The sequence below is a fragment of the Streptomyces sp. NBC_00691 genome (assembly GCF_036226665.1).
Taxonomy (GTDB): Bacteria; Actinomycetota; Actinomycetes; order Streptomycetales; family Streptomycetaceae; genus Streptomyces.
Genome location: NZ_CP109007.1, coordinates 1123395 through 1145672, shown reverse-complemented (window position 1 = coordinate 1145672; position 22278 = coordinate 1123395). Strand labels below are relative to the sequence as shown.

General features: G+C 73.5%; 19 protein-coding genes. 8 read left to right on the top strand and 11 right to left on the bottom strand.

The window, feature by feature from the left end; all coding sequences use genetic code 11:
- Positions 1-4 precede the first annotated feature (4 nt).
- Entirely contained in the window at positions 5-646 is a 642-nt protein-coding gene (locus OG392_RS04950; protein ID WP_329276019.1) for an ATP-binding protein, read from the bottom strand.
- A 229-nt stretch (positions 647-875) separates the two neighbouring features.
- A complete protein-coding gene (locus tag OG392_RS04945) occupies positions 876-1202 on the bottom strand; it encodes a hypothetical protein (protein ID WP_329276018.1) in 327 nt (108 codons plus the stop codon).
- A gap of 186 nt (positions 1203-1388) precedes the next feature.
- Between OG392_RS04945 and OG392_RS04940 the strand changes: the two genes are divergently transcribed.
- Positions 1389-2531: a PLP-dependent cysteine synthase family protein gene (locus OG392_RS04940; protein WP_329276015.1), complete on the top strand. Its 1143-nt coding sequence runs from the start codon at positions 1389-1391 to the stop codon at positions 2529-2531.
- On the opposite strand, the gene OG392_RS04935 is transcribed toward OG392_RS04940, so the two are convergent.
- The 3 genes from OG392_RS04935 to OG392_RS04925 form a co-directional block, all read right to left on the bottom strand.
- Positions 2491-2991 carry an SRPBCC family protein gene (locus tag OG392_RS04935; RefSeq protein ID WP_329276011.1) on the bottom strand — a complete coding sequence of 167 codons (501 nt, stop codon included), beginning with the start codon at positions 2989-2991 and terminating at the stop codon, positions 2491-2493. The two genes, OG392_RS04940 and OG392_RS04935, sit on opposite strands and share 41 nt — an antisense overlap.
- 225 nt (positions 2992-3216) lie before the next feature.
- A complete protein-coding gene (locus OG392_RS04930; RefSeq protein ID WP_329276009.1) occupies positions 3217-3657 on the bottom strand; it encodes an SRPBCC family protein in 441 nt (146 codons plus the stop codon).
- Positions 3658-3679: 22 nt separating this feature from the next.
- The gene (locus OG392_RS04925) at positions 3680-4507 is read right to left on the bottom strand and encodes a DeoR/GlpR family DNA-binding transcription regulator (RefSeq protein WP_329276006.1); all 828 of its coding nucleotides are present in this window, start codon (positions 4505-4507) and stop codon (positions 3680-3682) included.
- A gap of 134 nt (positions 4508-4641) precedes the next feature.
- On the opposite strand from OG392_RS04925, the gene OG392_RS04920 reads away from it, so the two are divergent.
- On the top strand, positions 4642-7077 hold the full coding sequence (locus tag OG392_RS04920) for a hypothetical protein (protein ID WP_329276003.1): 2436 nt from the start codon (positions 4642-4644) through the stop codon (positions 7075-7077).
- On the opposite strand, the gene OG392_RS04915 is transcribed toward OG392_RS04920, so the two are convergent.
- The 5 genes from OG392_RS04915 to OG392_RS04895 form a co-directional block, all read right to left on the bottom strand.
- Positions 7047-9452, bottom strand: coding sequence for a right-handed parallel beta-helix repeat-containing protein (locus OG392_RS04915; protein ID WP_329276001.1), 2406 nt, complete (start codon positions 9450-9452; stop codon positions 7047-7049). The genes OG392_RS04920 and OG392_RS04915 overlap by 31 nt on opposite strands.
- 241 nt (positions 9453-9693) lie before the next feature.
- Positions 9694-10302, bottom strand: coding sequence for an Rv1733c family protein (locus OG392_RS04910; RefSeq protein ID WP_329275999.1), 609 nt, complete (start codon positions 10300-10302; stop codon positions 9694-9696).
- Positions 10303-10565: 263 nt separating this feature from the next.
- Positions 10566-11390 carry an MOSC domain-containing protein gene (locus OG392_RS04905; protein WP_329275996.1) on the bottom strand — a complete coding sequence of 275 codons (825 nt, stop codon included), beginning with the start codon at positions 11388-11390 and terminating at the stop codon, positions 10566-10568.
- Between the two features lie 55 nt (positions 11391-11445).
- Positions 11446-11949, bottom strand: a complete 504-nt coding sequence (locus OG392_RS04900) for a DUF6643 family protein (protein ID WP_187623817.1) — start codon at positions 11947-11949, stop codon at positions 11446-11448.
- A gap of 459 nt (positions 11950-12408) precedes the next feature.
- Positions 12409-13701: a glycosyltransferase gene (locus tag OG392_RS04895; RefSeq protein WP_329275993.1), complete on the bottom strand. Its 1293-nt coding sequence runs from the start codon at positions 13699-13701 to the stop codon at positions 12409-12411.
- Between the two features lie 58 nt (positions 13702-13759).
- Between OG392_RS04895 and OG392_RS04890 the strand changes: the two genes are divergently transcribed.
- The 6 genes from OG392_RS04890 to OG392_RS04865 all read left to right on the top strand — a co-directional run bounded on the left by OG392_RS04890 (position 13760) and on the right by OG392_RS04865 (position 20780).
- Positions 13760-14554 carry a glutamate racemase gene (locus tag OG392_RS04890; protein WP_329275991.1) on the top strand — a complete coding sequence of 265 codons (795 nt, stop codon included), beginning with the start codon at positions 13760-13762 and terminating at the stop codon, positions 14552-14554.
- Positions 14555-14840: 286 nt separating this feature from the next.
- Positions 14841-15413 (top strand): hypothetical protein, encoded by a 573-nt coding sequence (locus tag OG392_RS04885; protein WP_329275989.1) that lies wholly within the window; start codon positions 14841-14843, stop codon positions 15411-15413.
- Positions 15414-15579: 166 nt separating this feature from the next.
- On the top strand, positions 15580-17364 hold the full coding sequence (gene lnt / locus OG392_RS04880; protein ID WP_329275987.1) for an apolipoprotein N-acyltransferase: 1785 nt from the start codon (positions 15580-15582) through the stop codon (positions 17362-17364).
- Positions 17365-17373: 9 nt separating this feature from the next.
- Complete coding sequence (locus OG392_RS04875; protein WP_329275985.1) at positions 17374-17856, top strand: NUDIX hydrolase; 483 nt, start codon at positions 17374-17376, stop codon at positions 17854-17856.
- Positions 17857-17911: 55 nt separating this feature from the next.
- The gene (locus OG392_RS04870; RefSeq protein ID WP_329275982.1) at positions 17912-18754 is read left to right on the top strand and encodes a 3-hydroxybutyrate dehydrogenase; all 843 of its coding nucleotides are present in this window, start codon (positions 17912-17914) and stop codon (positions 18752-18754) included.
- A 133-nt stretch (positions 18755-18887) separates the two neighbouring features.
- Positions 18888-20780, top strand: a complete 1893-nt coding sequence (locus OG392_RS04865; protein WP_329275980.1) for a helix-turn-helix domain-containing protein — start codon at positions 18888-18890, stop codon at positions 20778-20780.
- Positions 20781-20869: 89 nt separating this feature from the next.
- Here the strand turns inward: OG392_RS04865 and OG392_RS04860 are convergent, their stop codons facing one another.
- Complete coding sequence (locus tag OG392_RS04860; RefSeq protein ID WP_329275977.1) at positions 20870-22237, bottom strand: MFS transporter; 1368 nt, start codon at positions 22235-22237, stop codon at positions 20870-20872.
- Positions 22238-22278 lie beyond the last annotated feature (41 nt).

The following is a 22278-nucleotide window of genomic DNA, read 5'->3' as shown; positions in this document are numbered from 1 at the left end:
CCCGTCAGCCCGCGCGGCCCGCCGGCACCCGGTGGGCCGTGGCCACGACCACGGCAGGGGCCGGCGCGAGCACGGGTTCGAGAACCGGGACGGCGGCCGGTTCGGCCGGCGTGCTGAGCGGAACGCCGGGGAACGGCGCGTACCCGCGGAGCGGGACCTCGGCGGCGGAGCCGTACGCGATGCGGGAACGCGTCTCGACCGGGACGGCGGGCGGCGGCGCGGCGAGCGTGAACCACACCACCTTGCCGTCGGCCCCGCACGGGCGGACACCCCAACTCTCGCTGACCGCACCGACGATGGCGAGGCCCCGGCCGGAGGTGGCCAGTTCCTCGCAGCCGTCGCCCGTGTCGTACGCGTCGAGCGGGTCCTGGCAGCGGACGGCCTCCGGTATGCGGGGGTCGTGGTCCCGGACGGAGACCGTGAGACGGTCGAGCAGCAGCTCGATCTCGACGGTGCACCGCTTGTCCGGCTGGGCGTGCCGGTGGACGTTCGTCAGAAGCTCGGTGACCCCGAGCACGGCATGGTCGATCAAAGCGTCGAGCTGCCAATGACGTAGATGCGCGGACACGATCCTGCGGATCTGTCCGATCCGCGACGGCAGAGCCTGAAGCTCCACCGCGTAATACCTGCTCGGCTCGCTGATCACGGCTGCGACTCCCCGAAGTAGTCCGGAAGAAGACGAAGATTCGGATCTCACATGCGGTACAGCAGGGTGGCGACCTGAGCGCTCTGTCACCACCGGTCAACCCTCGGTGAGGTGGTACCAGCCTGGACCAGTGGTGAGCGTCCCGCAACTCACGGCGACCCGCGACACGCCGGACGATCGCCTCGCCCCCGTGCCGCCGCCCGTTCACGCGCGACCACGCCGCCTCGTCTCAGCGCCGCCCCGCCGCCCGCTTCAACGCCGCCAGGAACCGGCCCGACTCCTCCGCCGCGCCCCGGTCGTCGCCCCCGCCGGCGCCGCCCTTGTCGAGGGTCAGCCGGTAGCGCGTGCCGTTCACGGTGGCCACCGCCTCGTCGGGCTTGGCGAACCACGGGCGCCCCGCCCGGACCGCCGTCACGGGCGCGCTGTCGATCTCGCTGCCGTAACTGGTGAGGAGGGCGAGCCGCCCGTCCTCGATCCGCACCTCGCCGGCGCGTGTCAGTGAGCGCGGCCAGCGGGCGATCCGTACGCCCCTGGCGCTGAACTCGGGTTCCGACATGCCGATCCGCCCCTTTCACCCGGTTGCCCCTCCAGTGTGCCGGGCCGTCGCGGCCCGCACCAGAGGCCCTTCCGTACGGCGTCCTCAAGTCATCCCTATGGACAGTCAAAGGAAACGTTTGCCCAGGTGAGAGGGGTATCGTCGGCACCAGGGGAGTACCTGGGACGTGATCGAGGAGAGGCGCGGATGAGCACCACCGAGAACAGTGTGGAGAGCGGTGTCACCGCGGCGGCGGTGACCGTCGACATCGACCGCACCGATCCCGCGTACCGGTCCTGGCTCAAGGAGGCCGTCCGCAAGGTCCAGGCCGACGCCAACCGCTCGGCCGACACGCATCTGCTGCGCTTCCCGCTGCCAGAGAAGTGGGGCATCGACCTGTACCTCAAGGACGAGTCCACCCACCCCACCGGCAGCCTCAAGCACCGCCTCGCCCGCTCCCTCTTCCTGTACGGCCTCTGCAACGGCTGGATCCGGCCCGGCAAGCCCGTCATCGAGGCCTCCAGCGGTTCGACCGCCGTCTCCGAGGCGTACTTCGCGAAGCTCATCGGCGTGCCCTTCATCTCCGTGATGCCCCGCACGACCAGCCCCGAGAAGTGCCGGCTGATCGAATTCCACGGCGGGCAGTGCCACTTCGTCGACGACTCGCGGACGATGTACGAGGAGGCCGCCGCGCTCGCGGAGCGCACCGGCGGTCACTACATGGACCAGTTCACCTACGCGGAGCGGGCCACCGACTGGCGCGGCAACAACAACATCGCCGAATCGATGTACCAGCAGCTGAGGCTGGAGCGGTACCCGGAGCCGGCCTGGATCGTGGCCACCGCGGGCACCGGCGGCACCTCGGCGACCATCGCCCGGTACGTCCACTACATGCAGCACGACACCCGCATCTGTGTCGCCGACCCCGAGAACTCCTGTTTCTTCGACGGCTGGACGCATCACGACCCGCACGCCACCGCCGACTGCGGTTCCCGGATCGAGGGCATCGGCCGCCCCCGGATGGAGCCGAGCTTCGTGCCCGGCGCCGTCGACCGCATGATGAAGGTGCCCGACGCGGCGAGCGTCGCCGCCGTCCGCGCCCTGGAGGCGGCGATCGGCCGCAAGGCGGGCGGCTCCACCGGTACCGGCCTGTGGAGCGCCTTCAAGATCATCGCCGAGATGGTCGCCCACGAGCGGACCGGCAGTGTCGTCACCCTGATCTGCGACGGCGGCGAGCGCTACCTGGACAAGTACTACTCCGACGACTGGCTGGCCGCCCAGGGCCTCGACATCGGCCCGTACAGCGCCGCTATCGAACGGTTCCTGGCGACGGGGGCCTGGCCGGAGTGAGCCGCCGGTCGAGCCGGCGCGCGGCGTCCCGGAAGGACAGTCCCACGCTCGGCCCGGCCAGGCGCAGCGCCAGCCGGAACGGCGCGGCGCCGTCGGCGGCCATCGTCCACCGCAGCCGGGTGCCCTTCCCGGCGGGGGAGAGGACCCACTCCTCCGCGAGGGCCGCCATGCCGGGGGCGTTGGTCGAGTCGACCCGGTAGGCGTACCGGGTGTCGGGCTCGGAGGCGAGGATCGTCTCCTCGAAGACGATCCCGCCCCGGAGGCGGACCGTCCGGCCCGCCCCGTCGCCCGACGGTACGGCCGAGGTGACCGCGGTGAACCAGGCGGGCATGCTTCCCACCTCCACGGCCAGGGACCGGTAGACGGTCGGGGGCGGGGCGGCGAGCGTCGCCGTGAAGACCAGACGGACGGGCGCGGACGCGGTGAAGTCGAGCTCCACCGGCCTCAGTCGGCGTGCCATGGACCAACCCTCCCCAGGATGGAACGGGACGGAAGCGGAAGTGCACCCTAGCTGACGGAATGTCAACAGCACAGGGGGTGCGGACGGTGGCCCCGCTCACTCCCGGGCTCCGCGCCGACCAGGCCGCCGAGGCCCCTTCCGCCCGGCCCGCGGCGCGGCCTCCCGCACCGCGAGGCCGCCCCGGCCGCCGCTACCGCCTCGGCCGACCCGCTCGCCGTGCCCGTCTCACCGCATCCGCAACAGCCCGTCCACCGCCCGGCCGAACAGGGTCCGGCCCGCCCGCCGGAGCACCGGGTCGAAGACCCGCGGCAGGCCCCGTACGGACAGTTCCTCGGTCCACACCACCCGGCTTCCGCCGCCCGGCGCCTCCGTCACCTCGACCAGCGCCCACCCCCGTACGACCCGCCCGGACTTCTCCAGACGGCACACGCCCGGCCGGTCCGCCCCCGGCGGCTCCCAGACCACGACCTCCATCGGATCGTCGAAGGACAGCCGGCCGATACCGGTACGGGCCGTGAAACGGGTCCCGGCCCGGTTCGGCCCAGGCGTCAGCACCCTCGTCCGCGTGAGCGGCACCTGGCGGCCATGGGCAGGCCAGTCCGTGAGCCGCCGCCACACCTCGTCCGGCGCCGGCGACACGGTCCGTACGACTCGGAAGAGGGTCATGACCGGCCCCCGGAAAGAAGCCTCACGCCTGCTCCTCGCCCGCCACCACGAGCCCCGGCAGGTGCTCCGCCACCTCGGCCCGTACGTCCGCGGGAAGGCCGCGGTCCGTCACCCAGGTGTCCACCTCGTCCAGACCGGCGAACGAACTCAGGCCCACCGTGCCCCACTTGGTGTGGTCGGCGACCACGACGACCCGACGCGCCGACCGCATCAGGCACCCGTTGGTCTCCGCCTCCGCCAGATTCGGCGTCGACAGACCCGCCTCCACCGAGATGCCGTGCACCCCGAGGAACAGCAGGTCGAAGTGGAGCGAGCGGACCGCCCGGTCCGCCACCGGCCCCACCAGCGCGTCGGACGGCGTGCGCACCCCGCCCGTCAGGACGACCGTGGCCGCCCCGCGCCGCGACTCCCCACCGCTGCCCGCCAGTTGCGCCTCGTGGAACACGTCCGCCACCCGGACCGAGTTCGTCACCACGGTCAGGTCCGGCACGTCGAGCAGATGCCGCGCCAGGGCGTACGTCGTCGTGCCACCGGACAGGGCGATCGCACTGCCCGGCGCGACCATCGCCGCCGCCGTCCGGGCGATCTCGTCCTTGGCGCTCGGTTCGAGCACCGACTTGGCCTCGAAGCCCGGCTCGTGGGTACTCGCCTCGACCACCGGAACGGCCCCGCCGTGCACCTTCGCGAGCATGCCCTGCCGGGCCAGCGCGTCCAGGTCCCGACGGATCGTCATGTCCGAGACGCTGAGGCGACGGGTCAGCTCGTTGACCCGTACGCCGCCGCGCCGCCGTACCTCGTCGAGGATCAGGGCACGCCGCTGCTCCGCGAGGAGGTTCTGGTTGTCAGTCACCGCCGGGGCCGGTCCTTCCGCAGGAGACAAGGGGATGGGTGTCGGATTCGGTGAGGAACGATGCGCGGGCGTGTCACTGTCCGCGATCCTGGTGCCGACGTCGCATCTTCCCACCCTGAGAGGAAGTCCCCTCAGTGTCCCCTGCCACACCCGCTCCGGAGAGCGGGGGAGCGGCGCTCGAACTCCTCGTCCACGGAGTCGGCGGAGCCACCCCCCAGGACATGCTCGACGACCCGAGGACCGTACGGATCACCGGCGACCGGACCGCCGCCATGCACCGGCGCGCCGAGGACGTCGACGCCGAGGACCACCCTGAACGGTACGCGGCCCGCCCGGTCCCGGAGGCGTACGTCTGGTCCAATCTGACCTCCGGCGACGGGGCCCGCGCCCTGTGGCTGCTGCTCCTGCCCTTCATGGTCGCCAACCTCGCGCACTGGATGCGCCCGCCCGCCCAGGGCAGGCCCGGTCTCGTCCGGACGTACGGGGTCCTCGTCCGGCTCGTGGCCCTCACCCTCACCGTGCTCCTCACCGCCGCGGCCTGCGAGGTCGCCCTCGACCTGACGGCCTGGCAGTGCGCCGCGAGCGCCGCCTGCACCGACGCGTACTCCTGGCTCGGTTTCCTCTCCGAGGCGCGGGGCGGCTGGTGGTCGGCGCCCGGACGACGTCTCGCCGTCGCCGCCCTGGTGCCGACCCTGCTCGTCGGCCTCCTCTGGTACCTGTCGAACCGGACGTGGAGCGCGTACGAGGCCCAGCGCCCGCCCACCGGATACGACGACCCCGTGCCGGCACCGCGGGCCGCCGAGGCGTCGGCCCCCGCCGCGGACGGGTCCGCCGATACCGAGAGCGCCGACCGGGGGGACGACGGCCCCGGCCCCGTCGAGCTGCGGCCCGCCCTCGGCCGCCCCGGCTTCTGGTACGGCCGCCGGCTCGTCGCACGCCTCAGGGCCGCCCACACCGCCGCCGGCTTCCTCACCGTCGCCGCCGCCCTCGCCACGGCCACCGCCCGGCACGATGTCACCGCCCCCGGCGCCGGTGCCGTCCTCGGCCGGACCCTCCAGGCCGCCGTCGCCACCCTCGCGGTGCTCGTCCTCTGGGTCGTCTGCCGCCGCGGCCGCAGCGAACGCCGCCTCGACCTGCGCGTCGAACGCGCCCTCGTCTCCTGGCTGCCCGGGGTCTCGCTCACCGTGCTCGCCCTCAGCGCCGTCTACGCCGGCTGGTCCCGCCCCGGCTGGACCTCCGGCGGGGCCCTGCCCGGCAACATCGCCTTCGGCGGACTCACCCTCGCCCAGGGCGGCCTCGTCGTCGCCCTCGGCGTCGTCGCCGTCCTCCTCCAGCGGCCCCGCAGGGACCCCCGTACCGCGCTGCGCGGACTCGGCGGGCCCGCCGTCGCCATGCTCGCCTGCGCCCTCGCCGGAGTGATGTCCGGCGGTGTCGCCCAGCGGGTCGCCGACTGGCTCGACGGGCCCGCCACCCCGGGCATGGGCGACAGCGGCCCCCGGATCGGCCCGCCCGTGCTGCTCAGCTGGCAGGCGTCCGTCATCCCCGTGCTGCTCCTGCTGCTGCTCGTGCCCGCCGTCCTCCTCGCCGTACGGACCGTGCTCGCCGGACGCCGGCTGCGCGCCCAGGTCGAGACGGACTACGACGCCGCCGACGAACGCGACCCCGTCCGCACCGGCCGGATCGCGGACGGCCGGGCACGGGCGTCGCTCACCGACTCCGCGCCCGTGCTCGTCGGCGTCGTCTCCGGAGCGACCCTGCTCCTCGGGGCCGGCTCCGTCGCCGGGGCCTGGGCCAGCGGCAACGTCCCGGGCCGCGCCTTCGACGGAGCCCATCCGGCGATCGCCTCCCTGGCCACCGTCACCCAGGCCATCGGCTCCTGGATGATCGGCTTCGGCTTCCTGCTCTTCGTCACCTGGGGCCGTCGCGCCTACCGGGACGCCTCCGCCCGCCGCACCATCGGCATCCTCTGGGACGTCGGTACGTTCTGGCCGCGTGCCGCCCACCCGTTCGCGCCGCCCTGCTACGCCGAACGGGCGGTCCCCGACCTGACCTGGCGGATGAGCTCCTGGACCCGGAGCACCGGCGGCCGGCTCGTCATCTCGGGACACTCCCAGGGCAGCGTGCTCGCCGCGGCCGCCGTCTGGCAGCTGCCGCCCGCCACCCGCGGCAGGGTCGCGCTCCTCACCTACGGGTCGCCCCTGGAGCGGCTCTACGGACGCTGGTTCCCGGCCTACTTCGGCCCGGAGGCGCTGCGCGCCCTCAACCGTACGGTCCACTGCTGGAGCAATCTGTACCGCGCCACCGACCCCATCGGCGGACCCGTCCGCGTCCCCGCCGAGGACGGCAGGCCGGCGGTCGACGCGGCCGTCCTGCTCGACCCCGTCGCCTACGGCCGCACCCGCGCGCATCCGCTGCCCGAACCGATCCTGGGCCACTCCGACTACCAGGCCGACCCGGCGTTCGCCCACCGGCGCGGCGCCCTCCTGGACCGCCTCCCGCCCGCCGTACCCCACCCGCGCGAACCGGACACGACGGCGGGTCAGGGGAGTTCGGGCAGATCCTCCGGGTAGAGCAGGGTCAGGTCGTCCGTGCTCGCCTCGGTGAGCTCGGCGACCCGGCCCGCGTGCCGCTCCACCATCGACTCGAACGTCTGCCGCGCCGTACGCCCGTTGCCGAAGGCCGGGCCCTTGGGCAGCTTCGCGAAGTACACGAGCAGCGCCTCGTCCGTGCCCGGGGCGAGCCGGTACTCGTGCTCGTCCGCCTGCTGCCCCACGATCCGCAGCAGCTCGTCCGGGTCGTAGTCGCCGAAGGTGATGGTCCGCGAGAAACGCGACGCCACACCTGGGTTGACCGTGAGGAAGCGCTCCATCTCCGCCGTGTAGCCCGCGACGATGACCACCACCGCGTCCCGGTGGTCCTCCATCAGCTTCACCAGCGTGTCGATCGCCTCCCGGCCGAAGTCCCGGCCCGAGTCCTCCGGGGACAGGGCGTAGGCCTCGTCGACGAACAGCACCCCGCCGCGCGCCCGGTCGAAGGCCTCCTGGGTACGGATCGCCGTCGAGCCGATGTGCTCGCCGACCAGGTCCACCCGGGAGACCTCCACCAGATGACCGCGCTCCAGGACCCCCAGCGAGGCCAGGATCTCGCCGTACAGCCGGGCCACCGTCGTCTTGCCCGTGCCCGGGTTGCCCGTGAAGACCAGATGACGGCGGACCGAGGCGGCCTTGAGCCCCGCCTCCTGGCGTCTGCGCCCCACCTCGATCATGTTGGTGAGGGTCCGCACCTCCAGCTTGACGCTCTCCAGACCCACCAGGGCGTCCAGTTCTCCGAGCACGTCCTGCGAGGAACGGGCGTCCACCGCCGGAACCTCCGGGACCGGCACGGCGGCCGGGACCCGGGGCGTGGGCACCGTCCCGAGGAGTCCCCCCGACTGGGTGGCCGTCAGCACCGTCCCGCCGTCGGGGACGGAGGACCGGACCGCGCTCTCGTCACTGGTGCAGTCCTCGGCGCTCGCGCCCTCCTCCGGGAACTCGTAACCACCGCGCGCGCACCGCTCCGTACGGCACTTGCGCAGGGTGGTCCGGCAGCCGTCGGTGACGTGGAAGCCGTATCCGCCGCTGCCCGTGACCCGGCAGCCGGTGAAGGAGCCACGGCCCTCCGCCGACACGTAGAAACCGGCCTCGGCCGGCGAGGTGACCGTGCACCGGTCGATCGTGGGATCGGCGCCCTTGGTGACGATGACGCCGGTCTGCACGGAGTCGATCGTGCAGCCGCCGAGCGTGCCGCCGCTGCCGTGGTCCCGGAACCAGGCACCCGTCGACGCCTCCCGGATCCGGCAGTCGTCGAGCTGCGCCGTCGCCCCGTCGCTCACCGACACCGCCGTGTTCCGCACCTGCGACAGATCGCTGTCGACGACGTCCACGCGCGAACCCCGGTCGAGGACGAACAACGCGTCCGGCACGTCGTGCACCCGGCAGGCGTCGAGGACGGCGGTCGCCCCGTCGCTGACCCACACCGCCGGGTAGTCGCCCGTACTGTCGTGGATCTCGCACTGGTTGGCGTCCACCCGGGTCCCCGGATCCCAGACCGAGAGGCCGTTGCGTCCGAAGCGGCGGACCGTCGACCGGGTCAGCGTGAGGACCGAGCGCGAGCGCAGGTCGACGGCGTTCTCCGGGACGTCGTGGATGTCGCAGTCGGAGAGCGTGAGCACCGCGTCGGTGTCGAGCGTGATGCCGTCGCCCGAGGTGCGGTGCACCGAGGAGTCGGTGAGGTGGGCGGTCGCGCGGGCCGCGATCTGGAGACCCGCGCCCTTGATCTCGTACACCTCGCAGCCGACGCCCTCGAGCCCGCTGCCCTCACCGGTCACGGCGATCCCGGCGCCGGAGGCGTGGTGCACCCGGCAGCGTTCCAGCCGCGGATGCGCGCCGCCCCGCACCGAGACGCCCGCCTGCCCGGCGGAGACCACCTCGCACTCCTCGAACACCCCGCCCGCGCCGTCGACCACGGCGATGCCGACCCCGGCGGGATTGTCGACGGTGCAGCGGCGGACGGTCGGCCGGGCCGCGCCCCGCACCTCTATCCCGGCGGCCGAGCGGGTCATGATCCGCAGATCGAGCAGCTCGGGAGTGCCGTCCTCGACGAGCAGCGCGGGTGCGGCGACGTCCTGCCCCTCGATGTGGAGGTCCTGGACGGTGACGGAGGCGCGCAGCGTCAGCGGCACCCCGTCCGGCGGTGCGATCCGCACCGAGCCGATCGAGCCTTCGGGGCCGCGCAGGGTGACGGCACGCCGCACCACGAGGTTCTCCCGGTAGGTGCCGGGAGCGATGGTGAGCACGTCCCCGTCCCCGGCCGCTTCGAGTGCGGCGGCGAGCGAGGGGTACTCACCCGTGCGGCGCCGCCACCGCGATGTGCCGGTGTGCGTCACCTGGACCGTGCCCTGTGCCATGGGTGTGTCCTGCCCCCGCCTCATGCCTCGCCGCTGATCCGATGCCCCACCGTAGCGCGCGCGAGGGCACGGGGTTGACGGGTCGTGGACCCGCACGCGTACCCGCGGCGGGGCGGGCACCGGCCACATGTCACGCCCGGTCAGGGGACGGTCGCCGATGGTCGAGGTCGGTCGGGCTCGGTCGCGCGGCGGCCCTGCCCGACGTCGGATCCGTCCCGGTTCGACCACGGTCCGACGGGGGTCAGCTGCCGGTCCCGGTGCGGCCCCAGTCCGGTCCGGCCGCCGCCCACGCGCGGTCGAGGCGCGCGTACCGCGTCAGCACCAGACGGCGTACGGCGAGGCGGCGGACGACCTCGACCATGAGCCCCGCGAGCAGAGCGGCCGTCAGACCGGCGACGACCGCGTGGGCGCGGGCGGTGTCCGCGTGCATGGGCGGAGCCACGGGGTGTCCGTACCGGTCGGTCCAGATCGGGAAGGTGGAGCCCGGGGCGGAGGTCCGCCGGGCCGTCGTCACCGTTCCCGTACGGGACGAGCCGTCGGGTGCGGTCCACTCGGCCACGACGGAGCGCCGCAGCCGCTCCTCGCCGGCCGCCTCGGCGGTCCTGGGGCCGTCCGCGGGCCGGTCGGCGAGTCCGAGCACCCGGGCCGTCGTCGGCACGCGCTGCTCCTGCTGGGTGCGGACCGCGCGCTGCAGCGAGCCGTGGGCGGAGGTGCAGGCCGCCCAGCCGGTGAGGGGCACGACGAGACAGAGCAGCGCGAGCGCCACGAAGGCGACCCAGGCCTCGACGAGATCCGTGGTCCGGCGCAGGGGATTGTGCCGCCAGCGCCACAGCCCGATGGCAGCGCGCACGTCGCAACCCCCTCGTTGTCCACAGCTCCTTCAACGAGTGTGCCCCGGCGGCGGGTTCCCCGCCCGTCGGTCGGTCAAGTGTGACGGGGGTCCCGCGGGGGAGTCTCCTGTCGGTCCGGCCGTGGCCCCGGCGAAAAGAGCCGGAGGGGCCTGACGGACGGAGGGCAGAGGGGAACGGAGGTGGCTCGGCGGACCCAGGGCAGGGGAACGGCGGGCAGGGAGAAGACCGGGGGTTCGGCGGGCGGAGCGGTGGGGGCCCCGGTTCAGTCCAGGATCTTGACCTCGTCGCCGACCCGGACGGTGCCGGTGTGCTCGGGGACGAGGTTCTGGCCGAAGATGACCCTGCCGTCGCTCTTGCGGTGCCGGGCCAGGGTCCGCAGGGGCTCCTTGCCGCGCTCGGCGGTGAACTGGTTCGTCGTGGTGACGACACAGCGCCCGCACGGCCGAGCGACCCGGAAGGCGACCTCACCGACGGCGAGCCGCGTCCAGCCGTCCTCCGCCCAGGGAGCGGCGCCCTCGATCACCAGGTTCGGCCGGAACCGGTTCATCGGAAGCGGCCCCTCATGGGCGTGGTCCCCCTGTGCGATGAGGGAGTTGAGGGCGTCGAGCGACGAGGTGGTGGTGACGAGCAGCGGATAGCCGTCCGCGAAGCTCACCGTCTCGCCGGGCAGCGCGTAGTCCGGGTCGACCGGACGCCGGTGCTCGGGCGCGTCCATGTGGACCAGCCGGAACTCGCCCTCCAGGTACGAGGAGAGCCAGCCGGCCGACTCGGGACCGGCCGGCACGGCCTCCACCGGCTTGTCGAAGATCTCCACCGTGACCGTGGACGAGGGGTGCGGTACCTCGACCGTCAGCGGCGGGTGACCGGAGGCGGACAGGACGACCCCGCCGCCCGGCAGGGGGTCCGCCGTGGCCAACGCCATCCGGGGGTGACGGCGTTGGGTCACGACCTTGCCCGCCGCGTCGACGACGGCCCAGCGACGGTCCCCGGCCAGCCCCCAGGGCTGGACCTCGGCCTCCGCGGGGGCCAGCGCACGCATGGCCTTCACCGGATGGACGTGGACGGAGCGGATCGAAGGAGTCGGCATGCCGCCATCCTGCCAGCCGCCCCGGGCGCGACGCCGTCCGGAGGGTGAAAGCCGGTCAGTAGCCTCCGCCCTGGTACGGACGGTTGTACGGGTCCTCGTACTGCATCGGGGCGGGGGCGGGCCGGGGCGCCGCCGGACGCATCGCCTCGTACCCCGCGGGGGCGGGACGGGGCGGCTGCGCGTACTGACCGCCCTGGTAGCCGCGCGGGGCCACCTGCTGCTGCGGGATGTACGGGGCGGGGGCGTGCTGCAGGGGCACGGGAGCCATCTGCTGGGCGGGCTGCGGGTATCCGTAGCCGTTGCCGTAGGAGGGCTGCGGGCTGGGCGCCGCCGGGAGGGCGGGCAGTGCCGCGGGGAGCGCCGGCAGGTAGGAACCGCTGGAGGGGAAGCTGCTGCCGGTGGCCGGGAAGCTGCTGCCGGTGTCGTAAGCGGCGGGCACTCGGATCGGGGCGATCTGAGGCGTGCCCCGCTCCGCGACCAGGGAGTCGTAGATCGGGGTGTCCGGGAAGGACGGCGCGGTGTGGTAACCGCCTCCATAGGTGGAGCGGGGGGAGGTCATGGCACATAAGTTAAGCCCACGATGTGCTGGTTGGGGAGCCTGATTAGCGGGTTGTTTGACGGGCTTCGTGAAGAAGTGGATCCCCAATCCGAGCGAACGTGCCAAAAACGGGCGGCGGAACGTGCCAAGATCATGTAAAAGCCGAGTTCGGAGGGGGTTACCGGCGGGTCGGGGGCCTCGGGCGGGCCGACCGTGCCCGGGCATGAAGAACACATAAAGAAAAGGTGCCCGGAAGGCGTGCAGGGAGTGATCATGGGCATGCTTAAGCGTCAATCCACGGATCTCCGGGGCGATGTGTACACGCCGAATTGACGGCGCTACTCCCCGTGTCGGGAAAACCATTTCCGTCGAGATCCCGCGCGCTCACCTGAAGCGACGTCACCGTCACGCGCCTGGAGCGGCCTCACCGTCACGCGTCCGAGGCGATGTCACCGGCAGGAGCCCGGAAGGACGTCACGGTCACTCGCCCGGCGCGACATCGCGGCACCGGTCCGGTGCCGTCTCCGGCCGCGCGTACGTCCGGCCCTTCCATGCCGCACCGACGCCCCGGTAGTGCCGGACCGCCGAGTCCACCGTCATCAGGAGATAGAGGAACGCGGTGAAGGGCAGCAGCGGCGCGAGCCACAGCGGCTGCCGGTAGTGGCGGAGCATCGGCACGTACGTCCCCGCCATCACCGCCCACGCGGCGCCACCCGCCCACGCGGCGACCGTGTCCCCGCGCACCGCACCCGCCGCCAGGGCGACCGGCGGCACCAGATAGACGAGGGCGAGTCCGGCCACCGTCCCCAGGAGCAGTGCCGGACTGTGCCGCAGTTGCGCGTACGCGCTGCGGGCGACCATCCGCCACAGATCGCCCAGCCCCGGGTAGGGGCGCACGCTGTCGACCCGCTCCGCGAGCCCCAGCCAGATCCGGCCACCGGCCCGCCGCACGGCCCGCGCCAGCGACACGTCGTCGATCACCGCCTGCCGGATCGCCTCCGGCACGTCCGCCGCCACCGCCGTCTCCGTCCTCAGCAGCACACAGCCACCCGCGGCGGCCGTCGCCAGCGGACGCGGCCGGTTGATCCAGCGGAAGGGGTAGAGCTGTGCGAAGAAGTAGACGAACGCCGGCACGACCAGACGCTCCCAGAGGCTCTCCACCCGGAGCCGGGCCATCTGCGACACCAGGTCGAGGCCGTTCGTCTCCGCCGACGACACCAGAAGGCGGAGGCTGTCCGGCTCATGGGCGATGTCCGCGTCCGTGAGAAGCAGGAATCCGGGGCCACGCGTGCGTGCCAGCGCCATGCCGTGCCGCAGCGCCCACAGCTTCCCGGTCCAGCCCGGCTCCGGCTCACCCGGCGACACCACGGTCAGCGGCAGCCCGCCGTGGCGAGCCGCGAGTTCGACCGCGAGCCGCCCCGTGCCGTCCGTACTCCCGTCGTCCACCAGGATCACCTCGGCGACGCCCGGGTAGTCCTGCGCGAGCAGGGACGGCAGGCTCAGTGGCAGTACCGCGGCCTCGTCCCGCGCGGGCACGACCACCGCGACGCGCGGCCACGCGTGGGGCTTCCCGTCCGGCCACGCGTGGGGCTTCCCGTCCGGCCCCTCGATGTGCTTCCCGTCCCGTCTCCCGTGAGGGTGGGGGCCTTCGCTCGCGCGTCTGCCGCCGACCGGCGGAAGCCGCTGGTCCGTGCGCCAGAAGAAGCCCTGGCCGAGCAGCAGCCAGACCCAGACGGCCAGGGAGACGAGCGCGAACCAGGCGAGGGTGCTCATTCGCGGCAGTCTGCCCCAGATTGGGGGCCCCAGAACGCTCATCGGCTAGGGTGACCGGGTGAAGATCGCGCTCATGGACTCCGGAATCGGCCTCCTCCCGGCAGCGGCCGCGGTGCGGCGGCTCCGGCCGGACGCCGACCTCCTCATCTCGAACGACCCCGACGGGATGCCCTGGGGACCGCGTACTCCCGAGGACCTCACCGAGCGCGCCGTCGCCGTCGCCCGCGCCGCCGCCGAGCATCATCCGCAGGCGCTGATCGTGGCCTGCAACACCGCCAGCGTGCACGCCCTGCCCGCCATCCGCGCCGCCCTCGAACCGGGCATCCCCGTCATCGGCACGGTGCCCGCGATCAAGCCCGCCGCCGCGGGTGGCGGCAAGATCGCCATCTGGGCCACTCCGGCCACCACCGGCAGCGTCTACCAGCGCGGACTCATCCGCGACTTCGCCGACGGCGCCGAGGTCACCGAGGTGCCCTGCCCCGGACTCGCCGACGCCGTGGAGCACGCCGACCCCGAGGCCGTGGACCGCGCGGTCGCCGCCGCGGCCGCGCTCACCCCTCGCGACGTCCGTGCCGTCGTCCTGGGCTGCACCCACTACGAACTCGTCGAGGACCGCATCCTCGCCGCCCTCGAAGCCCGCGGCCGCGCCGGACTGGCCCCGCTCGTCTTCCACGGCTCCGCCGACGCCGTCGCCGCACAGGCGCTCCGCCGGGTCGGCGCCGAACCCGCCCCCGACGCGGACCCCACCGGCAGCCTCTCCGTCCTGCTCAGCGGCCGCCCGGGCCCGCTCCCCGTCACCGCCCTCGGCTACGCCGAAGGCCGGCTCCTGGCGGCGGCCGAACCCGCCCATTGAGCGGCGCCTTGCCCACCCACGTAGCGCCGGCCGACCCCGTCGGTTGAGCGGTGCTTTACCCGCCCACGTAGCGGCGGCCCCCCCCGCCCATCGAGCGGTGCCACCCGGCCATCGGTGCCGCCCCGACCGTCGACCGGTGCCGCCCGGCCGTCGAGCGGGGAATGTCACGCCCGTCGAGCGGGGACGGCGGTGGCGGCGGGGCGGGCGACACCCTCGCTCACCGAGCGTCCGCAGGCGACCTCGCTCCGTCGCGCTGTTCCGGGCGATCCTGGGTACTCTTCCCGATATGAGGGACCATGCCCGGAATCAGTACGCCGACCAGCGGACGCCCGCCGTCTGGACCGGTCGTGCCACCAACCGCTTCCAGTGGGTCGCGGCGGCCGCCGGTGCCGCCTGCATGGCCCTGGGCATCACCCTCGCCGTCGAGTCGGCCTGGACCTCGGGCATCGCGCCCCTGCTGATGGCCGTGATCGGCTGCGTCGCCGTCGGACTGCTCGTGCTCTTCGGCACGCTCGCCTTCGTCCACGTGGCCGTGAAGGTCGACGACAGCGCCATGGAGGTCCGTTGCGGCCACATCGGCGTGCCGCGCTGCCGCATCCTCCTCTCCCATGTCGTCGGCGCCGACTTCGAGCCGAGCGTCACCCCGCGGCAGTGGGGCGGCTGGGGCTACCGCTGGCGCCCCGAGAAGGGCACGGCCGTGGTCGTGCGGCGGGGCGAGGGTCTGATCCTGCGCCTCGGCGACGGGCGGACGTTCACCGTCACCGTCGATGACGCCGAGTCCGCGGTCCGCGTCATCCGCGACCGCCTCCGCGACGTGGCCCCGCCCGCGCCTCCCGCGCCGACCGGCCGCCCCGTGTGACACGTCAGGTACCAAGAATGAACCGGACCTCCGGAGCCGGCGGCCCGAGGCCCAGAGCCCGGAGCCGTGAACTGCTGCGATCGCGTGCGTCGGGGCCGGTCACCGGCCCCACGCCCGGCGCGCCCGCCCTCCTCCGTCGACAGGAACGCCCCGTAGACTCCCCAAGGTGAGCGCCACCATCACCCCCGTCGACGCGTCCGCAGCCGACACCGCACCCGCGCCGGTCACCCGGCTGCGGCGGTTCGTCCGGCCCGGGGCGGCTCTGCTGTCCGGGCTCCTGCTCTACCTGAGCTTCCCGCCGCGCCCCCTGTGGTGGCTCGCGCTGCCCGCCTTCGCCCTGCTCGGCTGGACCCTGAGGGGCCGCCGGCTCCGCGCCGGATTCGGCCTCGGATACCTCGCCGGTCTCGGTTTCCTGCTGCCGCTCCTCATCTGGACCGGCGAGGAGGTCGGGCCGGGGCCCTGGCTCGCCCTGGCCGCCATCGAGGCGCTGTTCGTGGCGCTCGCCGGCCTCGGTGTCGCCGCGGTCTCCCGGCTCCCGTGGTGGCCGTTCTTCGCCGCCGGGGTGTGGATCCTCGCGGAGGCGGCACGCGCCCGCGTGCCCTTCGGCGGCTTCCCCTGGGGCAAGATCGCCTTCGGCCAGGCGGACGGGATCTTCCTGCCGCTGGCCGCCGTCGGCGGCACACCGGTGCTCGGCTTCGCCGTAGCCCTCTGCGGCTTCGGCCTGTACGAGGCGTACCGCCAGATCCAGGCCCGCCGGGCCGCGGGAACGGCGGCCGGCGCGGTCGGCGACGAGCCCGTCCCCACCGGCACGGACACCGGGTCCGGCCCCCTCGGCTCGGCCGGAACACCGGCCTCTGGCAGCGGCACCGGGCTTGACACGGCCGCCGGGGCTCGCCCCCGTACGCCCCGTGCCTTCCCGCGCGGCCCGCTCGTGGCCGCCGCGCTCGCCGTACTCGTTCCGGTCACCGGAGCGCTCGCGGCGCTGCCTCTCGTCGACGACTCGGCCGAGGACGGCACGGCCACCGTCGCCGCCGTCCAGGGCAACGTCCCGCGCCTGGGTCTCGACTTCAACTCCCAGCGCCGGGCCGTCCTCGACAACCACGTCGCCCGCACCCGCGAACTCGCCGCGGACGTCAAGGCCGGCCGCGCTCCGCAGCCCGACTTCGTGCTGTGGCCCGAGAACTCCTCGGACATCGACCCGTACGCGAACGCCGACGCGGCCGAGGTCATCGACGGCGCCGTCCGCGCGATCGGCGTGCCGACCGTGATCGGCGCGGTCGTCGCGCCCGAGACCGGCAAGCTCCGCAACACCCTCATCCAGTGGGAACCGGACCGCGGCCCCGTCGCCACGTACGACAAGCGGCACGTCCAGCCCTTCGGCGAGTACATCCCGATGCGCTCCTTCGTCCGCATCTTCAACAGCAACGTCGACCGGGTGAGCCGCGACTTCGGCGCCGGTACGAAGGTCGGCGTCTTCGACCTGGCCGGTACGAAGGTCGGCCTCGCCACCTGTTACGAGGCGGCCTTCGACTGGGCCGTGCGCGACACCGTCACCCATGGCGCCCAGCTCATCAGCGTCCCCAGCAACAACGCCACCTTCGGCCGGAGCGAGATGACCTACCAGCAGCTCGCGATGTCCCGGGTGCGGGCCGTCGAGCACAGCCGGTCGGTGGTCGTCCCCGTCACCAGCGGGGTCAGCGCGGTCATCCGCCCCGACGGCGAGATCGTCGCCGAGACGAAGATGTTCACCCCGGACGTCCTGGTCGAGAAGGTGCCGCTGCGTTCCTCGCTGACCCCGGCGACCCGGATGGGCACCCTGCCGGAGGCGGTCCTGGTGGCGCTCGCGGCCGCCGGCCTCGGGTGGTCGGCCTTCCGTTCGGTACGTGCCCGGCGCACGGGGACGGAGCAGGGCGGCACCGGCGCCCGAGGAGGCGGCCCGCAGATGATCTAGGGTCGGTCCATGGCTACCCCTGAGTTCATCCGGGCCCTGCGCGAGACAGCCGGCCACCAGCTCCTCTTCCTGCCCGGAGTGAGCGCCGTCGTCTTCGACGACCAAGGCCGGGTGCTGCTCGGCCGGCGTGCCGACAACGGACGCTGGGCGGTCATCGGCGGCATCATCGAGCCCGGGGAGCAGCCCGCCGACTGCGCGGTGCGCGAGGTCTTCGAGGAGACCGCCGTACGCTGCGAGGTCGAGCGGATCGTGCTCGTCGAGACCCTCCGTAAGCCCGTCGTCTACCCCAACGGCGACCAGTGCCAGTTCCTGGACGTCTCCTTCCGCTGTCGCGCGGTGGGCGGCGAGGCCCGGGTCAACGACGACGAGTCCACCGAGGTCGGCTGGTTCGACGTGAACGACCTGCCGGAGATGAAGCGCTTCTCGCTGTTGCGGATCGAGAAGGCGCTGGCCGGTGAACCCACATGGTTCCGCACCACAGCAACCAGCTGAACTATGGGTCCGAAACACATCGGTGGGGGAGTGGACGCTTCATAGGGTGCGGAGCATGAGCGCCCCCATCACCGCCCCCCTCGGTGCCGTATCGGACCCCGATGCGCCCGCCGCCGCACCTCAGCCCCGAGCCGTCGTCCTCGATCTGACCGGCCGCACCGCGCTCGTCACCGGCGCGGCCGGCGGCATCGGGCGCGCCTGCGCGCTGCGGCTCGCCGCCTCGGGGGCCCGGGTCAGAGCCGTCGACCGGGCGGCCGAAGGCCTGGAGACCCTCGCCGAGGAGGCCGCCGAACTCCCCGGGAGCCTCGAACCCCGGCTCCTCGACCTCACCGACCTGGACGCCGCCGAGGCGGCCGCCGACGGCGCCGACATCCTCGTCAACAACGCCGGACTCCAGCTCGTCCGGCCCATCGAGGAGTTCCCGCCGGACGTCTTCCACACCGTGCTCACGGTCATGCTGGAGGCGCCCTTCCGGCTGATCCGGGGCGCCCTGCCGCACATGTACGCCCAGGGCTGGGGCCGGATCGTCAACATCTCCTCCGTCCACGGGCTGCGGGCCTCCGCCTTCAAGTCCGCGTACGTGGCGGCCAAGCACGGTCTGGAGGGCCTGTCCAAGACCGCCGCCCTCGAAGGCGCCCCGCACGGGGTCACCTCGAACTGCGTCAATCCCGGCTACGTACGCACCCCGCTCGTCGAACGGCAGATCGCGGACCAGGCCGCCGCCCACGGCATCCCCCCGCAGCGCGTCCTCTCCGAGGTCCTCCTGAAGGACTCGGCGCTCAAGCGGCTCATCGAGCCGGACGAGGTCGCCGAGGCCGTGCTCTACCTCTGCACCCCCCAGGCCTCCTTCATCACCGGCACCTCCCTCACGCTCGACGGCGGGTGGACCGCCCACTGAGGGACGCCCCCGAGGCCCCTGCCCCCGGCGCCTCCGGGGCCCCTGCCCCCGGCGTCCCTGGTGTCCCTGCTTCCCCGTGAAGGTTGTCCACAGGGGTGGTGCGACCACACGTTCGGCAGGTATCCCTGTGTCCATGTCCCACGAACCCGTCTCCTACCTCGAACTCCTCGCCAGAGGAGCCGCGACGGAGGCCTACGACCGGCCCGTGCTGCTCGCCCGTGCGAGCGGCGCGGGCCCCGAGGCGCTGGCCGAACTGGAAGAGGCCAAACAGCTCGCCCTGCGCGTGCGGGCCGAGCTGGAGGGGCGGAGACGCCGCGAGGCGGAACTCTCCGCGCTCTTCGAGACCGCCCACGACCTCGCGGGACTCCGCGACCTCGACGCCGTGCTGCGCGCCATCGTCCAGCGCGCCCGCTCGCTCCTCGGCACCGAGGTCGCCTATCTGAGCCTCAACGACCCGGCCGCGGGCGACACGTACATGCGGGTCACCGAGGGCTCCGTCTCCGCGCGCTTCCAGCAGGTACGCCTCGGCATGGGCGAAGGACTCGGCGGGCTCGTCGCCCAGACCGCCCGCCCGTACGTCACGGACGACTACTTCGGCGACGCCCGCTTCCAGCACACCCGGACGATCGACACGGCCGTACGGGACGAGGGCCTCGTCGCCATCCTCGGCGTACCGCTCAGCCTCGGCAGCCAGGTCATCGGCGTCCTCTTCGCCGCCGACCGGAGGGCCAGGGTCTTCGAACGCGAGCAGGTCGCGCTGCTCTGCTCCTTCGCCGCGCACGCCGCCGTCGCCATCGACACGGCCAACCTCCTCGCGGAGACCCGCTCGGCCCTCGCCGAGCTGGAGCGCGCCAACGACATCATCCGTGAGCACAGCGGCGTCATCGAGCGCGCCTCGGAGGTCCACGACCGGCTCTCCGAGCTCGTCCTGCACGGCGGCGGCGTCCACGACGTGGCCCACGCCGTCTCCGAGGTCCTCGGCGGAACCGTCGAGTTCACCGAGGAGGGAGCCGGCGCCGCCCGCCGCGCCGGGGGCCACGCCGTCCGCGAGGGCGACGACTGGGTCGCCGCCGTCTCCGCCGGGGGCGAGACCCTGGGTGCCCTCGTGCTGCACGGCCAGCCGGACCTCGACCCGGTCGACCAGCGCACGCTGGAACGCGCCGCGCTCGTCACCTCCCTCCTCCTGCTCGCCCGCCGCTCGGCGGGCGAGGCCGAGCAGCGCGTACGGGGCGAACTCCTCGACGACCTCCTCGACGCACCCGACCGTGACCGCCGGCTCCTCAAGGAGCGTGCCGCCCGGCTCCGTACCGACAGCGACGCCCCGCACGTGGTGCTCGCCGCACGGATCGACCGGGCGGGCGGCACGGCCGATCCCGATGCCGGCGGCCGGGAGGGCGCCGACCGCCAGCGCCTCTGGTCGGCGGCCACCCACCTGGCCGCCACCCGGCACGGACTCGCCTCGGCCCGCGACGGCGGCACGGTCCTGCTGCTGCCACTCGGCCCCGGTGAGAACGCCGCCGACCTCGCCCGGCAGACCGCGCGCAGCCTCGGCGGCACCCTGCGGGAACCCGTCACGGTGGGCGCCTCCGCTCCCGTACGGGCGCCCCTGGACCACCCGGACCAGGTGGCCGTCGCGTACGAGGAGGCCCGCCGCTGCCTCGACGCGCTCCGGCTCCTGCACCGCTCCGGCCAGGGCGCCGCCGCCGAGGACCTCGGCTTCCTGGGCCTGCTCCTCGCCGACAGCCGGGACATCGACGGCTTCGTCGACCGGACGGTGGGCCAGGTCGTCGCGTACGACCGGCGCCGGGGCACCGACCTGATACGCACCATGGACGCCTATTTCGCGAGCGGCATGAGCCCGGCCCGGACCAAGGACGAACTCCACGTCCACGTCAACACGGTGGCCCAGCGACTGGAGCGGGTCGGCCGCCTCCTCGGCCCCGACTGGCAGTCCCCGGCCCGCGCCCTGGAGATCCAGCTGGCACTGCGCCTGCACGCCCTGGCGGACGCGGTCACGGGCGTATGAGAGCGGATGCGGTCCCGAGCCCATGAGAAAGGCCCGGTGCCCCGCTCGTCACGAGCGGGGCACCGGGCCGTCCACGACCGGTCGGGAACTCAGGCGTCGGCGCCGACCTTGGCGTCGGCGGCGGTCCGCTCCTCGATCTCCCCGAGGTCACGGTCCCGGGTCTCCTTGGCACAGGCGATGGCGACCACGGTGAGCAGCGCGGCGGCGATCACGTACAGGGCGATCGGAGTCGAGTTCCCGTAGTCGGCGAGCAGCGCGGTCGCGATGAGCGGGGCGGGCGCGCCGGCGGCGACGGAGGAGAACTGGGCGCCGATGGAGGCACCGGAGTAGCGCATCCGGGTCGCGAACATCTCGGAGAAGAAGGCGGCCTGCGGCGCGTACATCGCCCCGTGCAGGACCAGGCCGACGGTCACGGCGAGCAGCAGGGAGCCGAAGGTGCCCCGGTCGATGAGCGTGAAGAACGGGAACATCCAGGCCCCGACGCCGATCGCGCCGATCAGGTACACGGGACGGCGGCCGAGGCGGTCGGAGAGCGCGCCCCAGAGCGGAATCACGGCGAAGTGGACGGCGGAGCCGATGAGAACGGCGTTGAGCGCGGTCTGCTTGGAGAGCCCGACCTCGGTGGTCGCGTAGACCAGGATGAACGCGGTGATCACGTAGTACGAGATGTTCTCCGCCATACGGGCGCCCATCGCGATCAGCACGTCCCGCCAGTGGTGCCGAAGGACGGCGACCAGCGGCAGCTTCTCGACCTGACCGTCGACGGCCTTGCGCTCCTCGGCGGCGGCGAGGGCCGCCTTGAAGACGGGCGACTCGTCGACGGAGAGCCGGATCCAGAGGCCGACGATCACGAGCACACCGGAGAGCAGGAAGGGGATGCGCCAGCCCCACGAGGCGAAGGCGGCGTCGGAGAGCAGCGCGGTCAGCGCGGACAGCACACCGGTCGCCAGCAACTGCCCGGCCGGCGCACCGGTCTGCGGCCACGAGGCCCAGAACCCGCGCCGCCTGGCGTCCCCGTGCTCGGACACCAGCAGCACGGCCCCGCCCCACTCACCACCGAGCGCGAACCCCTGCACGAGCCGCAGCACGGTCAGCAGCACGGGGGCGGCGGACCCGACGGTCGCGTGCGTCGGCAGCAGCCCGATGGCGAAGGTGGCCCCGCCCATCAGGAGCAGGCTGAGCACCAGCAGCTTCTTCCGCCCGAGCCGGTCGCCGTAGTGCCCGAACACGAGCGCCCCGAGCGGCCGCGCGGCGAACCCGACCGCGTACGTCAGGAAGGACAGCAGGGTCCCGACGAGCGGATCGGAATCGGGAAAGAACAGCTTGTTGAACACGAGCGCGGCGGCGGACCCGTACAGGAAGAAGTCGTACCACTCGATGGTGGTGCCGATGAGACTGGCGGCGACGATCCGCTTGAGGGAACCGGGTGGCGTCGGGGAGGGAGTTGCGGCGGCCATGTGCACCACTTCCAGGCAGGTACGGGGACGATTCGGTGTCG